Below are 14515 nucleotides of genomic sequence, written 5' to 3'. Positions count from 1 at the left end.
CAAGCAAATCACGGTAGTTCCCCCTGCAGATGTCTTATCGGACGGCGGCTAGTGCTTGCCGTTCAGGATGCGATAGACGCCGACGCGCGACGTCACCATGCATAGCCCCGCAATGGTGACGACGACAAACCCCAAAATGACGTAACCGAGCGCGTCGAGCGCGCCGGTCCCCATCAGCCTCTGCATCTCGACGGCGCTGACGGCTCCCCCGCCGAGCAGCTCCGTGATGGCCGGCATGCTCATGAAGACAAGCATGGCGAAGGCCGCCCCAACGATGCCGGCCTTGATGCCGAGACGCAGGAAGTGCTTCTCGAATTCGCGGGCAATGAACTTGTCGGTGGCGCCGACGAAGTGCAGCACTTCGACGATTTCTCGGTTGGACGCCATGGCGCTGCGCGTTGCCGAAACGATGATCGCCGTCGTCGCTGCGCCGACAAGCGCCAGAATTGCCAGGCCGCCGAGCGCAAACGACCGCGTCACGGCCCGGATCTGTTGCTGCCAACGGCGATGGTCGTCGAGCGATGCGCCCTTGAAAGTCTTACCAAGGTCGTCGCTGACCTGGCGTAGATCGGGCGGATCGGTGCGGTCGATCTCAACGGCGATCAGCCGCGGCACCGGCAACGCCTTGAGCGCATCCGAAGAGCCGAGCCAAGGCTGCAGCAGCGCCGCTGACTGATCGAGGCTCAAGGGATTGACATTGGCGATCCCGCGCTGCTTGCGCAGGAAGGTAACGACGTCGGAAACCGTTCGGTCGATATTGCCGGTCTCTTGCGGCACAACTTGCACGGTTACCTCGCTCGCGATGTCGCTGAGCCAAGCGTCGGACGATTCCTTGATCATCCAGACGGCACCCGCGGTGAGACAGGCGAGAAAACACATGATCGCAATGACGAGCGTCAGCGAGCGTCCCGTGACCGAGCCGGGCGGGACGACAGGCGCCGTGACCTTCATTTTGCGTCCACGGTCGCGATCGCGGGACGGCGGCTTGAGATCGTGCGGCGTGTCTTCCGGAGTGACTGTGCGATCGGCATGGAAAGCCGGATAGCCGCCCGTATGTGCGGGCAGCCCCGTCACCGGTTCGTCATAAGGATCGTAGCCCGGCAGCGGCATCGCTGGGTCGGCCCGTCCGGTGAAGCGGCTAGATGATCCGGACATGACCCTTATGCACCTCGATACGCGGCGCCTTGAACTGCCGCATGAGCTGATGATCGTGCGTCGCAATGACGACGGAGGTTCCAAGCCGGTTGAGCTCGACGAACAGCCGCAGCAGACGTCGCGCCATTTGCGGGTCGACGTTGCCCGTCGGCTCGTCCGCCAGCAGCACCTCGGGCTTGCCGATGACGGCCCGCGCGATAGCGGCCCGCTGTTTCTCGCCGCCTGACAGCACGGACGGGTTTGCATACATCCTGTCGCCGAGGCCCACCCACTGCAAAAGGTCCGTCACATCTTCCCGGTAGTCGGAGGGTTTCTTACCGATCACCTGCAGCGGCAACGCGACGTTCTCCCACACCGTCAAATGGTCTAAGAGGCGGAAATCCTGGAAAACGATGCCGATACGCCGCCGCATCTCGGCGCGCATCTGCGACTTCACCCGGGTGACGTCCTCGCTGAACATGCGCAGCTCGCCGCGCGTTGGATGCAACGACATAAACATCAGGCGCAGGAGAGAGGTCTTTCCCGCTCCCGATTCACCATGCAGAAAGTGGAAGGATCCGGGCCGCAGATGAAACGTCACATCTGACAGCACCTCTGGCCCGCCCTCGTATTTCAGTCCGACATTCGTCAAGCGAATCAAGAGGTACTCGCCTTGATAGTGGATATTTTGGGCTCTTTACGGGTCCCCGCGTCTATAGACACCTCGAAGACACAATGATCAATCGATTACGATTGTGGCGCGGTCGTGTACACAGGAACCTTTCCGGTCAGTGGACCCCGGCCGCCGCGAGTTGCAGGATAACGACATGCGCGATTTAGACATCTCTCCGACCATCGAAACGATCTTTTCAGCCGAGGATATTCAGGTCCGCCTGCGCGTGCTCGCCGCCGAGATCGCGGCCAAACAGCCGGAAAATCTGTTGGTCGTTCCTATCCTCAAGGGCAGTTTCGTTTTCGCCGCCGATCTGATCCGGGCGCTCCACGCTGCCGGACTGGCGCCTGAGGTCGATTTCTTGACGCTGTCCAGTTATCGCAAAAGTCGGGTTTCCTCCGGCCAGGTCTCCATCCTGCGCGACCTCGACCTCGACGTTGAGAACCGCCACGTCATTCTGATCGATGATGTGCTCGATTCCGGCCGCACGCTCGCTTTCGCGAAGGATTTGATCGCCGCCCGAGGCGCCAATCTCATTCAAACCTGCGTTTTGCTCGACAAGAAGGCCCCTCGCGCCGTATCGATCGAGCCGGACTATTGCGCTTTTGAATGTCCCGACGTGTTCGTGGTCGGGTACGGCATGGACGTCGCGCATCGCTATCGTGAGCTGCCTTTCGTCGGCCGCATTGTCGACTAGGGCTACGCGCACCTGGTTCGGGAGAGGGAAGGGGCGGCATGGCAACGATCCTGCTTGCTGACGACGATGCGGCTGTGCGGGATCTCGTTCGCCGCGCGCTGACGTCCGAAGGTCATAAGGTGCAAGTCACGCAAGACGGTCTGGAGGCGCTCGATATTCTCGGAACCTCGGCGTCGGGCATCGATATCCTGATCTCCGACGTCGATATGCCTCAGCTCGATGGCATATCGCTGGCCGAACAGGCATTGGCGCTGAAACCGAGCCTTGCCATCGTCCTGATGTCTGGCTTCTCCGATCAGCTGGAACGCGCCGCACGCCTGCGCGCACGCAAGCTGCTGTCGATCACGAAGCCGTTCACGCTCGATCAGATCAAGCAGATTGTCCGGACGGTCCTGAGCTGAGAAGTCTGTCGCCCTGCGGCTTGATCAGTCGCGTCAGCCAAAGTGTCGCCAGCGCGAGCATAACAAACGCCAGGGCGAACCACGACGAAGCCGCAGCAAGGCCCGCGGCCGCCGCCCAGAACACCGACGAAAACGCTTCCGAAAACGTCGCGATCTTGGTTGCCGTCTGACGGCGGCGGAACTGGGCGCGCCGCGCCGCGCTCTTGAACCAGAGCTGGATGACGATGGCCGAAACGCTGGCTGCCGTGATGGCTGCGGCCGTTGCAACGGCGCCAGATAGCGACAGATACGCCATGCCGACAACGAACGGCACCGCGACGCAGCCGATGACGAGGAGGACCGCTTCGATTTTGGCGCGGATCGCCGTGGTCGAAATAACTGGCGCTGTCGCGATGAGGTCAGGCGCGTCTTCGCCCGAGATGGTCAGCCACGCGAGGCCACCTGAGAGCTGACCGAACGCCATGACCAGGACCGGCGCCAGAATGACCGCACCATGCGTGTCTGTGCCCATGTCGCGCCAAAGAAGAAGCGCGGGAGGGATGAGATAGAGGACCTGCATCAGCGTCTGTGATAGCAGCCACGGATCGCGCGCCAGCAGAATGAGTTCCTTGCGCCGAAGCGCGCTGACGCTCGAAGCTGCGCGGAATGATTTGCCGTTCGATCGGCGTTCGCTCTGTTGCGTGCTGTCGCCTGAAGCTGCAATCGCGTTCGCGCTGAATTGCGGCGAGAAAACAATGATGACGAGCGCCAGGAATGCGACCCCCGCCGCGATGGTAGCAATCGCAGCGTTGACGTCTCCGAGCGCTGCCCTGGCGGGCATCCAGATGAGATTGTCGAGCGCGGGAGCGGCGCGGCTCACGGCCTCGGAGTTCAACACAGAGAAGCGCGATAACCGGCCGTAGGCGAAAACAGCCGCCGCCTGCAAGCCGATCAAAAGCGTCGCGCCGACGACCGCTGCAATGATCTGCGCGATGAAGCGCGTCTTTTGCGCTCCTGCAACTCGAAAAAGGCCGAGCGTGACGAGCACGGCGAGGCCTGTCGCGAAGGCACTTAATCCGGCGATCACGGCATAAGCCGAAAGCCACCGCGGACCGTCGATCCAGGCGGCAACGTTGATCGCAGGCGCAATCATCGCTGCCGTCATGATCGCACCGGTGATCGCGATGGAACAGATGCGCACAGCAAACAGGTTTCGCGACGATGCGGGCGAGGACAAAATAAGATCAAGATCGGAGCGCGCATAAAATGCTCGCGTCACCTGCTCGACCGCCTGCGACAGCATCATCGAAAACGTCAATAGGATCGACGCCGTCAGCGTAATGAGCGTGCCCTTGCTGGCGAGATCGGCATCCGTAAGCACACGCGACAGAACGATATAAGCAAGCCCGTGCAAGGCTGCGATGATAACGGCGGCGCCGGCAAGCAGCGTGCGTTCGCGCCGGGTCCGGCCTCCTGCGAGCATCTGCGCGATGTCCCGCCACGCCAACCTGAATTCGTGGCGTGCGAACCATGAGACGCTTGCGACGGTCATGCGGCTGCGCTCTCGTCGGCGACGAGCGTCAGGAAAATATCTTCTAGGTTGCTGTCTTGGCGCCCGGCGCGCGCCCGCAACTCATCGAGTGTTCCTTCCGCGACGAGACGGCCGCGCGCGATCACGCCGATCCGTTCGGCCATGCGCTCGGCGACTTCGAGGATGTGCGTCGTCATCACGACGGTCGCGCCGTTGGCGACATGCTCTTTGAGCACGGTCTTGACCCTGCGCGCCGAGCCCGCATCGAGCCCGGTCAACGGTTCGTCAAGAATGATCAGGCTCGGCTCGTGAATGAGTGCGCCTGCAAGCGCCACCTTCTGGCGCATGCCTTTCGAAAGCCCCTGGCAGCGCGTGCGTGCCTGCGTTTCAAGATCCAAGAGGTCGATGAGATGCTCGGCGCGGTCGGCTGCCTTGGCTTCGTCCATGCCCCAGAGCCCGGCGATGAATTCGAGATATTCGATCGGGTCGAGCTTGTCGTAGACCAGCGGCTCGTCCGGCACCCAGGCGGTGACGGCTTTCGCCGCGACCGGATCGTTGAGTGCGTCGAGGCCGAGGATCTCGATCGACCCGCCATCCGGCCGCAGCAGTCCCGCCACCATGCGCAGCGTCGTCGTCTTGCCGGCGCCATTGGGGCCGAGCAGGGCGTAGAATTCGCCGCGCCTGATGGAAAGGGAAAGGTCGTCGACCGCCTTATGCGTGAATGACTTGGTCAAACCGCGGATTTCGAGTGCAGCAGCTTCGCTCATCGTCGATACGCACAACTTTAACGATCGGTAAAACCGGACCTACCGCTTTGGACGCTAAAGCAATGTGATTGAGTAAGAGTGAAGGCAGACCGGGGCGCGGCGACGCAGCAGGACCTAGCCGCCCGTGACGCTCATATGCCGGCTGACGGCGGGCTGCTTCGTGCGCCGGTCGATGATGAAATCATGACCGCGCGGTTTGCGCGAGATCGCTTCGACAATCGCCGCGTCAAGCAGGGTATCGTCAGAAGAAGCCCGTAGCGGTGCTCGGAGATCGGCGTCGTCTTCCTGACCGAGGCACATATAGAGCTGGCCTGTGCACGTCAGGCGCACGCGATTGCAGCTTTCGCAGAAATTGTGCGTCAGCGGCGTAATGAAGCCCAGACGGCCGCCGGTTTCCTTCACCGTCACGTAACGCGCGGGGCCGCCGGTGCGATACGGGTTGTCTTCGAGCGTCAGCCGGTCCATGAGCCGCGCACGGACGATTGACAACGGCAGATACTGATGCGTGCGGTCTTCGCCGATGTCGCCGAGCGGCATCGTTTCGATCAGCGTCAGGTCGGCGCCGCGGCCATGCGCGAAGCGAATGAGGTCTTCGATCTCATCCTCATTGATGCCCTTCAGCGCCACGGCGTTGAACTTCACCTGAATACCTGCGGCCTCCGCCGCATCGACACCGCGCAGCACCGTCGAAAGATCGCCCCAACGCGTGACCGTCCTGAACTTCTCAGGGTCGAGTGTGTCGAGTGAAACGTTGATCCGGCGGACGCCAGCGGAATAAAGATCGGTGGCATGCTTTTCGAGTTGGCTGCCATTCGTCGTCAGCGTCAGCTCATCGAGCGCACCGCTTTCGAGATGGCGGCCGAGCGACCGGAACAGCCACAAGATGTTGCGCCGCACAAGCGGTTCGCCGCCGGTAATCCGAAGCTTACGTACGCCGCGCCGGACGAAGGCCGCGCAAACCCGGTCGAGCTCTTCGAGCGACAGCAGATCCTTCTTTGGAAGGAATGTCATATGCTCGGTCATGCAATAGACGCAGCGGAAATCGCAGCGGTCTGTCACCGAGACGCGCAAATACTCGATCGACCGGCCAAAGGGGTCGACGAGCGGCGTTTCGGAGTTCTGGGCGGTTGCGCCCTGCATGAACATTCTCCCGTATAGGCCTTGAGTTCGTATATCGTGCCTTAGCCCGTCAAGGACAAGCGAAGCTCTCGCGTCACATTTTCCTGTATTGTAGAAAAAAATCGGCTGAGGGGAGGAAAAATCGATGAAAAGTCCGGCGGGTTATTTCGTATTGGGGGCGGTTGTGGCCTCAGTATTTTGGCTCATAGCCTTGACGGTGCTGGGAGACCAGCTCCTCAACGTCTTTTCCCACTTCAGCGGCCACTAGGCGAGCTGGCGGACGGGGTTGAATGGCCCCACGGTCCTGACGATCAGGGCCGCGATATTATCGATATCGTTAAGATCGAACACCGGCTTGCCGTGCGCATCGACCTCGTGATCCGCTGCAATGGCAACGACCAATGGATCGGTCGTCGATAACAGCTTTTCGGCCGCGACCGCCGCCCTACGAACCTCGATTTTAGGGATGTGCGCCGACTTGTAGCCCTCGACCAGGATAATGTCCGCCGGACGCAGCCGCGCGGCAATTTCTTCGAGCGTCGGCTCGCCCGCCCGGTCGATTTCCTCGATGAAAGCCACGCGCGAGCCCGAGACGATCGCGGTTTCAGCAGCGCCTGCTGAACGATGCCGTTCGGTGTCGCTCCCCGGTGCGTCGATATCGAATTTGTGGTGTGTGTGCTTGATCGTTGCCACCCGCAGCCCTTCGCCGGAAAAATGCGTGGCGAGCTTTTCGATCAGCGTTGTCTTGCCGGAATTCGACCAGCCGGCAATCCCGAACAGCGGCAGAGTGGCGTGCGAGAGAAAGGCTTTGCCCAAAACGGTCATCCTTTTTTTTGCGCGAGCACACGGGCAGCATCGAGATCGTCACGAGTATTGACGTTGAAGAACGGATCGATCTCATCGCCATCACTGTCGCGCATCGGAAAGATCACTGCAACAGCATCGAGATCGGCCGCCAGCCGATTGACGCTCAATGCCCGCCGGGCAAGGGCATTGGCTACGTCAGACCGTCTTTTCAGGGGCCATAGCCCGACGGTCGGATGACGCCGCCCCGCCGATTCAGCAATTGCAACGCTCTGGTCCTCATCACGGGCCGCGTCGAGGCGGGTGATGAGGTCGTCGGGCAGGAACGGGACGTCCGATGACACGGTCGCGATTAGGGTAACGCCTGGCGCATGCGCCTTGGCCCAATCCATGGCCGCAAGGATGCCGCTCAACGGCCCAAGCTCCGGGCTTTCGCCGTCCGTGATCGTCTCGATCCCGAAATTGGCGAAGCGCTGAGCATCGCCATTGATGCTCAAGACCAGCCGCCCGACCTGCGGCCGAAACCGCGAAATCACGCGCGCAAGGATGGATTTCCCGTCAATCTCGGCAAGCGTCTTGTCGCCGCCGCCGAAGCGCCGCGACCGTCCGCCCGCCAGGATAACGCCAAGAATGTGATCACTCGCCACCATGCGACACGATTAGGCTGGCTTCGCAGGCACCGCAACCCGCCGAATTCCGGGCTTTGCTTGCAATCAGCCGCGCGAGGCGCTTCCCACCGGCCGCGGCGCGACTTATATCGCCCAGATAAAATGCGCCGTCGCTTCGGCGCCTCCGGGAGACGCTCATGCCAGTCGATAAGACACAGGTGCTCAACGCCCTGCGTCGGGTCAAAGGCCCAGACCTTGAAAGCAATATCGTGGACCTCGGCCTCGTGTCCGAGATCTTCATCAAGGACGATCATCCGTATTTTTCGATCACGATTCCGGCGAGCCGCGCGGAAGAGCTGGAGCAGCTTCGCCTTGCTGCCGAGAAGGTCGTTTCCGAGATCGGCGGCGTCTCGGGCGTCACCGCCGTCCTGACCGCTGATGCTCCTGCTGGCCAATCGAGGGATACGCGCGTTGCTGGCGGTCCGGTGAAAGCGGTATCGGGACCACGGCCGGAGCATCCCCGCGTGCAGGCGGCGCGTGAGAAAGGCGCGACGGGCGATGGCGCCGGCCCACGCCAAGCCGCAGCCGCGGCTCAGCCCGCTGCCAAAGCACAAGCCATTCCGGGCGTGAAGCATGTCATCGCGGTCGCCTCCGGCAAGGGTGGCGTTGGCAAATCGACGGTCGCCGTCAATCTCGCGCTCGGGCTGCAGGCGATTGGTTTGAAAGTCGGCATCGTCGACGCCGATATCTACGGCCCATCGCAACCGCGCCTGCTTGGCATCACTGGCAAGCCCAAGGTCGCGAACGGCAAGACCATCACGCCGCTCGAAGGCTGGGGCCTGAAAGTCATGTCGATGGGCTTCCTCGTTGATGAAGGCACCCCTGTCGTCTGGCGCGGACCTATGGTCGTCTCGGCGCTGAGCCAGATGCTGCGCGAAACCGATTGGGCCGGCACGACGGGCGATCTTGATGTGCTCATCATCGACATGCCGCCTGGCACCGGCGACGTGCAACTGACGATCTCGCAAAGCGTGCCGCTGTCTGGCGCTGTCGTCGTTTCCACGCCCCAGGACCTGGCGTTGATCGACGCCCGTAAGGGTATCGCCATGTTCAAGCGTGTCGAAGTGCCAATTCTCGGGATCGTCGAGAACATGAGCTACTTCCTCTGCCCGAAGTGCGGCGAGCGGTCCGACGTCTTCGGCCACGGCGGCGCGCACGACGAGGCAAAGAAGCTTGGTGTCCCGTTCCTCGGTGAAGTGCCCCTGCATATGGAAATCCGCGAGACGTCCGACAGCGGCAAGCCCGTCACGGTCGCCGCGCCGGAAAGCCAATACGCAGCGATTTTCCGTGACATCGCCGCACGCACATGGAGCGAGGTCGAGCGCGCCAAAGGTACGCTGACGCCGCCGCCCGTGCTCGAAATTATCGATGGCGGTAAGGTGTTGAAAGCCGCCTTCCCGGACGGCCGCACGTTCGAATTGCCCGCCGAATTCCTTCGCGTCGTCAGCCCGTCGGCGGAAGTGCAGGGCCATTCGCCATCGCAGCGCATCACCGTCCCGCGCAAGAAGAACGTCAAGCTCACCGGCATGAATGCCGTCGGGAACTACGCGACGCGCCTCGCCTTCGATGATGGCCACAACACGGGCCTTTATACGTGGGGCTATCTCCACCTGATCGGCCGCGAGAAGGACCAGCGCTGGGGCCAATACCTCGAAGAACTGTCCGCCAAAGGACTGACACGGGAATAAGTAAAAGCGCAGGCGGCCGGCTCGACGAAGGAGAGTCGCCTGCGCCAACTAAAAACTAATCCCGCTCCTCCGGAACGATCGCGTACTCCAGCTTCTCGCCGGAGCGAAGCACCGTCGCGATCACTTTCTGATTGATGTGCTTCGCGTCAAGCACGCGCGACACGTCATCGACACCCGCAATCGCGACGCCGTCGAGCGCAATCATGATATCGCCCGCCTTCAGCCCCGCGGCGTCTGCGGGTCCATTCGCCTGAACGCTGCGAATGCCGATGGCGCCCGCTTGCGTCAGATGCAGCGCGTGACGAATGCGCTGTGGCAGCACGACATGTTCTGCGACGATGCCCATCACGCCCCGCCGCACGCGACCGTGACTGAGGATCTGCGTCAGCACATATTCGGCCGTGTTCGACGCAACGGCGAAGCAAAGCCCCTGCGCGCCCATGATCGTCGCGGTGTTGATGCCGATCACATGGCCCGACGAATTGACGAGCGGGCCACCGGAGTTGCCAGGGTTCAGCGCCGCATCCGTCTGGATGACGTCGTCGATCAAGCGGCCATTCTCGGCACGCAGCGATCGTCCGACTGCACTGATGATGCCAGCCGTCACCGTCGATTGAAAACCGAGCGGATTGCCGATTGCAATCGCGATCTGACCCGGACGCAGCTTCTTGGAATCCGCGAGCTTTGCGAACTTCAATCGTTCCGTCGTCTCGGCCCGCAGAACGGCGATATCCGTATCGGGATCGCGCCCGACGAGGCGCGCACCGAAATGCTGACCATCGCCCTGCGCGAGCGTGATCGATTGTGCGCCGTCGATGACGTGATTGTTCGTGAGGATGAGCCCGTCGGGCGAAACGATGACGCCGCTGCCGGAGCCCTGTCCGCTACGTCCGCCGCGCGTGCTTTTCACTTGCACGTGGACGACGGCAGGCGACACCGCATCGACGACGTCGACGACCGCGTTGCTGTAGGCATCCATGAGCGCTGTGTCATCGCGGGCCACGCTTTCGGCCTGCGCGGGTTGGCGCTCGACGCCAGAGTCATCGAAGACTCGGAAAATGGTGTGTTCCATGATGCACCTGATGAGGATGAAGTCGCGGATAAATGGCGACTGTCATTAATCACATCAAGACCCACGCGGAACGGCGGCACCACGAGCAGCCGTCATCCCGGCGTAGGCCGGGAGCCATGCGGCCCATCACCATGAACGGTATGGAGAATCGTCGAATGGCCGCCTTCGCGGCCATGACGGAAGTTGAAGCAAGCACGCGCAGGCGGCCGGCTCGACGGAGGAGAGTCGCCTGCGCCAACATAGCTACGGCCGGCTCGACGGAGGAGAGTCGCCTGCGCCTCCCAAAAATTATTCCGCGGCTTGGCGCTCCAGCGACTCAAAGGCCGCATCGGCATTCTCGAATACGTGCGTATTGAGCCCGCGTCGCCGCAACGCGTCTTGCAGCTTTTGCCGCGTGACCGCGCTCGTCGCATAGCGCGCGGAACGCGCGTAGTGGTTCTTGGTGACGTAGGCCACCATATCGGCATAGTCGTCGTACAGGTCTTCGGCGATACGGCAACCATCCTGATTGATCATCGCATCGACGCGCTTGCCGGTCGCTTGGCAAGCCTCGACGATCGCCTTCTTGAGATCGGCGACGTCGGCCTTCTTGCGCACGCTCCACGCCCGCAGATCGATATTCAGGATGTTGCGGCCCGCATCATAGCTGATGCGATCTTTCAGATGCTGGTTCAAAAGGTCTGCCAGCAGATCCATCGGCTGATCGAGGAAGATCCGCGGGTTCATCGTCACCGGTTTGTGGATGTGCGGCTTGAACGCCATGTTGGGGAGAATGTCGCGCTCGATATCGATGCCGGGCGCCACTTCGATCAATTCAAGGCCATGCTCGGTGAGTTGGAACACGCACCGCTCGGTGACATAGATGACGGGCTGACCTTTCTGCGCCGCGTATTTGCCCGAGAACGTCACCTGCTCGACCTGCTTTACGAATTTCTTCGCGCGGCCTTCCTGCAGGATGCGAACTTTGCCGTCTTCGATTGCAACTTTAAGACCGCCGGCTGTGAACGTGCCAGCAAACACCACAGCGCGCGCGTTCTGCGAAATGTCGATGAAGCCGCCGCAGCCGTTGAGCTTGCCGCCGAATTTGCTGGTGTTGACGTTGCCGATGCTGTCGCATTCCGCCATGCCGAGGCAGGTGAGGTCCAAGCCGCCGCCATGATAGAAGTCGAACATCTGGTTCTGGTCGAGGATCGAATGTGCATTCGCCGATGAGCCGAAGCTAGATCCGCCCGCCAGGACGCCGCCGACGGCACCCGCTTCCGTCGTCATGACGAGGTAGGGCGTCACCTTTTCTTCGTTGGCGACGTTCGCAACGCCGTCCGGCGCGCCGACACCGAGATTGATGACGCCGTTCGGCGGCAGTTCAAAGGATGCACGTCGCGCGATGATCTTGCGCTCATCCAGCTCCATCGTCGGCAGGCTGTCGACGGTCACACGCACTTCGCCCGCAAGGCCTGGATCGTAGATCACGCCGTAGTTCATGCGGTGCATCTCCGGCGGGTCGGCGATGACGACGCAATCGACGAGAATGCCTGGAACCTTCACGTCCTTTGGCTTGATCGAACCTTCCGCGACGATACGTTCGACCTGCGCGATGACGATGCCGCCGTTGTTATGTGCGGCCATCGCCTGCGCCAGTACGTCGAGCGTCAGCGCCTCACGCTCCATGCTCAAGTTTCCGAGCGGATCGGCGCTCGTTGCGCGTATCAGCGCCACGTTGATCGGCGTGGCTTTGTAGAACAGCCATTCCTTGCCATCGACTTCGACGAGCTTGACGAGATCTTCCTTCGTCTTGGTGTTGACCTTGCCGCCGCCGAGACGCGGATCGACGTAGGTGTGCAGGCCGACGCGCGTAAAGAGGCCGGGGCTCCCCGAGGCGCAACTGCGATAAAGCTTCGAGATCACGCCCTGCGGCAGGTTATAGCCCTGGATTTTGTCGTCTTGCGCCGCCTGCGCAACTTTCGGCATGCGTCCGAAGTTGGCGGCGATCACGCGTTTCAAGAGACCATCGTGGTGGAGGCGGCCGGTCCCGAGGCCTTTGCTGTCGCCAGCGCCGGCGCACATGATCAACGTCAGGTCGCGCGGCGCGCCGGTCTCGACGAACCGCTTCTCCAGCGCCGCGTGCAACGCTTCCGGAATGCAGCTCTGGACAAACCCCGTTGTCGTGACGACGGCGTTATCGCCGATCCGGGCGATGGCTTCGTCAGCCGACATGACCTTGTTGGTAACCATGCGATGCGTTTCCCCAAGTCACAGCCTTGGATCAAAGAGGGCTTCGTCCGGCCCTCGCAAAACCCGCGCTGTTGTTTGTTTTATGCCGAACACCAGATTATGCGCCTGGCCGATGATCGCGCATAGCTTAGCTCTGTTAGGTCCGCACCACTCAACGGGGTAATGGCAGCCTATCCGAGGGTCAGCGGTGGTATATGCCGCACCCAATTTGCAATCGAGATCTGCATAAGTCGCGCGCCGGATTGCGACAGCGTTAATCGTTTGTACGCTTGCTAGACAACCCATCATGACCGAACTTTTTCGCCGCAATTTCATACCTCTGGTCGTTGCGACAGGTCTCTTCATGGAGAACCTGGACGCGACCGTGCTTGCCACGTCGCTGCCGGCGATCGCCAAGGATCTCCATTCCAACCCCATTCACCTTAAACTCGCGGTGACCACGTATTTGCTGGCGTTGGCGGTTTTCATTCCGGCGTCGGGCTGGATGGCAGACCGCTTCGGTGCGAAAAACGTCTTCCGCGCGGCTATGGTGGTGTTCTCCGTCGGCTCGATTGCCTGTGGATTGTCGTCGGATCTCGGTTCGCTCGTTGTCGCGCGCGTTGTGCAAGGCATCGGCGGCGCGATGATGGCGCCGGTCGGCAGGCTTATTGTGCTCCGCACAATTCCAAAGACCGATATGATCAATGCGATTGCGTGGCTCACGGTTCCGGCGCTCGTCGGCCCCGTGCTCGGTCCGCCGCTTGGCGGCTTCCTTACGACCTACTTTAGCTGGCGCTGGATCTTCTGGATCAACATTCCGGTCGCACTGGTCGGTATCGTGTTGGTCACGCGTCTGATCCCAGACACGCGCGAAAGCACCCCCAGCACCTTCGATATGCGCGGCTTCTTCCTGATCGGACCCGGTTTGTCGCTGTTCCTGACGGGCGTCACCCTGATGGGGCTTGGCCTTCTCGATCGCGATCTGGTGGTTTTGATTACGCTCTCAGGTGCCGTTCTGCTGGGGCTCTACGTCTGGCACGCATTCCGCGTCCCCCAGCCGATCATCGACCTTCGTTTGCTTGCGATCCCAACGTATCGCGCGGGCGTGGTCGGTGGCTTCCTGTTTCGGACGGGGCTTGGCGCTGGACCGTTCCTGCTGCCGCTGCTCTTTCAGACCGGTTTTGGTATGACCGCGTTCCAGTCTGGCTTGATGACCTTCGCGACCGGCATCGGCGCTATGTTCATGAAGACCCAGGCCGCGGCTATCATCCGTCGTTACGGCTTCAAGCGCGTGCTGATCGCGAACGCAGTGGTCTCAAGCCTGTTTGCCGCCCTGCCGTCGCTGTTCGTATCGAGCACGCCCGCGCTGTTGATCGTCGGGCTGTTTCTCGCCGGTGGCCTGTCGCGCTCGCTGCAGTTTACGAGCGTCAACACGCTGGCGTACGCCGACGTGCCGCCCGAGCGCCTGAGCCGCGCCACGAGTTTCGCCGCTGCGTTGCAGGAATTGTCGGGTTCAGTGGGTGTCACCATCGCCGCGATGGGACTTCAGGCCATGCAGTATTTGCGTGGTGGAAGCGCCATCGACGCCGCACATTTTCCGCCTGTCTTTTTGCTGATTGGCTTGGTGTCGATGTCATCGATTCTGTTCTTCTCACGCCTCTCCCGCGGAGCAGGAGCATCTCTATTGCCGACGGAGGCCCTGAAAGCCGCCGAGCCCGCCAAGGAAGTCGCGCGCCAGCGCGAAGGGCATATGACTTAGACCGAAACAAAC

Annotated in this window: 13 protein-coding genes; 4 read left to right on the top strand and 9 right to left on the bottom strand. The window is 61.7% G+C overall.

Features of this window, described 5'->3' with window-relative positions; genetic code table 11:
- Positions 1-48: 48 nt before the first annotated feature.
- A complete protein-coding gene (locus tag HYPMC_RS18800) occupies positions 49-1155 on the bottom strand; it encodes an ABC transporter permease (RefSeq protein ID WP_013949664.1) in 1107 nt (368 codons plus the stop codon).
- On the bottom strand, positions 1139-1795 hold the full coding sequence (gene ftsE / locus HYPMC_RS18795) for a cell division ATP-binding protein FtsE (RefSeq protein WP_013949663.1): 657 nt from the start codon (positions 1793-1795) through the stop codon (positions 1139-1141). The genes HYPMC_RS18800 and ftsE overlap by 17 nt, the downstream gene beginning before the upstream one ends.
- Positions 1796-1961: 166 nt before the next feature.
- Between ftsE and hpt the strand changes: the two genes are divergently transcribed.
- Complete coding sequence (hpt, locus tag HYPMC_RS18790; protein ID WP_029671142.1) at positions 1962-2504, top strand: hypoxanthine phosphoribosyltransferase; 543 nt, start codon at positions 1962-1964, stop codon at positions 2502-2504.
- 38 nt (positions 2505-2542) lie between these two features.
- A complete protein-coding gene (locus HYPMC_RS18785; RefSeq protein ID WP_013949661.1) occupies positions 2543-2905 on the top strand; it encodes a response regulator in 363 nt (120 codons plus the stop codon).
- Here the strand turns inward: HYPMC_RS18785 and HYPMC_RS18780 are convergent.
- From HYPMC_RS18780 to mobA, 5 genes are all read right to left on the bottom strand, one after another.
- The gene (locus HYPMC_RS18780; protein WP_013949660.1) at positions 2874-4436 is read right to left on the bottom strand and encodes a hypothetical protein; all 1563 of its coding nucleotides are present in this window, start codon (positions 4434-4436) and stop codon (positions 2874-2876) included. The genes HYPMC_RS18785 and HYPMC_RS18780 overlap by 32 nt on opposite strands.
- On the bottom strand, positions 4433-5182 hold the full coding sequence (locus tag HYPMC_RS18775; protein ID WP_013949659.1) for an ABC transporter ATP-binding protein: 750 nt from the start codon (positions 5180-5182) through the stop codon (positions 4433-4435). Before HYPMC_RS18775 ends, HYPMC_RS18780 begins: the two co-directional genes overlap by 4 nt.
- A gap of 114 nt (positions 5183-5296) precedes the next feature.
- Positions 5297-6322 (bottom strand): GTP 3',8-cyclase MoaA, encoded by a 1026-nt coding sequence (gene moaA / locus HYPMC_RS18770; protein WP_013949658.1) that lies wholly within the window; start codon positions 6320-6322, stop codon positions 5297-5299.
- 243 nt (positions 6323-6565) lie between these two features.
- Positions 6566-7126: a molybdopterin-guanine dinucleotide biosynthesis protein B gene (mobB, locus tag HYPMC_RS18765; protein ID WP_013949657.1), complete on the bottom strand. Its 561-nt coding sequence runs from the start codon at positions 7124-7126 to the stop codon at positions 6566-6568.
- On the bottom strand, positions 7123-7755 hold the full coding sequence (mobA, locus tag HYPMC_RS18760; RefSeq protein ID WP_013949656.1) for a molybdenum cofactor guanylyltransferase MobA: 633 nt from the start codon (positions 7753-7755) through the stop codon (positions 7123-7125). Before mobA ends, mobB begins: the two co-directional genes overlap by 4 nt.
- Before the next feature lie 155 nt (positions 7756-7910).
- Between mobA and HYPMC_RS18755 the strand changes: the two genes are divergently transcribed.
- On the top strand, positions 7911-9461 hold the full coding sequence (locus tag HYPMC_RS18755; protein ID WP_013949655.1) for a P-loop NTPase: 1551 nt from the start codon (positions 7911-7913) through the stop codon (positions 9459-9461).
- A 55-nt stretch (positions 9462-9516) separates the two neighbouring features.
- Here the strand turns inward: HYPMC_RS18755 and HYPMC_RS18750 are convergent, their stop codons facing one another.
- Complete coding sequence (locus tag HYPMC_RS18750) at positions 9517-10533, bottom strand: S1C family serine protease (RefSeq protein ID WP_013949654.1); 1017 nt, start codon at positions 10531-10533, stop codon at positions 9517-9519.
- Positions 10534-10821: 288 nt separating this feature from the next.
- Positions 10822-12765, bottom strand: a complete 1944-nt coding sequence (locus HYPMC_RS18745; RefSeq protein ID WP_013949652.1) for an acyl CoA:acetate/3-ketoacid CoA transferase — start codon at positions 12763-12765, stop codon at positions 10822-10824.
- Positions 12766-13051: 286 nt separating this feature from the next.
- On the opposite strand from HYPMC_RS18745, the gene HYPMC_RS18740 reads away from it, so the two are divergent.
- Positions 13052-14503 carry a DHA2 family efflux MFS transporter permease subunit gene (locus tag HYPMC_RS18740; protein ID WP_013949651.1) on the top strand — a complete coding sequence of 484 codons (1452 nt, stop codon included), beginning with the start codon at positions 13052-13054 and terminating at the stop codon, positions 14501-14503.
- Positions 14504-14515 lie beyond the last annotated feature (12 nt).

Source organism: Hyphomicrobium sp. MC1 (genome assembly GCF_000253295.1).
Taxonomy (GTDB): Bacteria; Pseudomonadota; Alphaproteobacteria; order Rhizobiales; family Hyphomicrobiaceae; genus Hyphomicrobium_B.
The sequence above is the reverse complement of the archived record's forward strand: the minus strand, read 5'-3'. Positions and strand labels throughout refer to the sequence as shown.

Coding starts and splice junctions, on each gene's coding strand:
- HYPMC_RS18800 (WP_013949664.1), bottom strand. CDS start 1,155: ATGTCCGGATCATCTAGCCGCTTCACCGGACGGGCCGACCCAGCGATG.
- hpt (WP_029671142.1), top strand. CDS start 1,962: ATGCGCGATTTAGACATCTCTCCGACCATCGAAACGATCTTTTCAGCC.
- HYPMC_RS18785 (WP_013949661.1), top strand. CDS start 2,543: ATGGCAACGATCCTGCTTGCTGACGACGATGCGGCTGTGCGGGATCTC.
- HYPMC_RS18780 (WP_013949660.1), bottom strand. CDS start 4,436: ATGACCGTCGCAAGCGTCTCATGGTTCGCACGCCACGAATTCAGGTTG.
- HYPMC_RS18775 (WP_013949659.1), bottom strand. CDS start 5,182: ATGAGCGAAGCTGCTGCACTCGAAATCCGCGGTTTGACCAAGTCATTC.
- moaA (WP_013949658.1), bottom strand. CDS start 6,322: ATGCAGGGCGCAACCGCCCAGAACTCCGAAACGCCGCTCGTCGACCCC.
- mobB (WP_013949657.1), bottom strand. CDS start 7,126: ATGACCGTTTTGGGCAAAGCCTTTCTCTCGCACGCCACTCTGCCGCTG.
- mobA (WP_013949656.1), bottom strand. CDS start 7,755: ATGGTGGCGAGTGATCACATTCTTGGCGTTATCCTGGCGGGCGGACGG.
- HYPMC_RS18755 (WP_013949655.1), top strand. CDS start 7,911: ATGCCAGTCGATAAGACACAGGTGCTCAACGCCCTGCGTCGGGTCAAA.
- HYPMC_RS18750 (WP_013949654.1), bottom strand. CDS start 10,533: ATGGAACACACCATTTTCCGAGTCTTCGATGACTCTGGCGTCGAGCGC.
- HYPMC_RS18745 (WP_013949652.1), bottom strand. CDS start 12,765: ATGGTTACCAACAAGGTCATGTCGGCTGACGAAGCCATCGCCCGGATC.
- HYPMC_RS18740 (WP_013949651.1), top strand. CDS start 13,052: ATGACCGAACTTTTTCGCCGCAATTTCATACCTCTGGTCGTTGCGACA.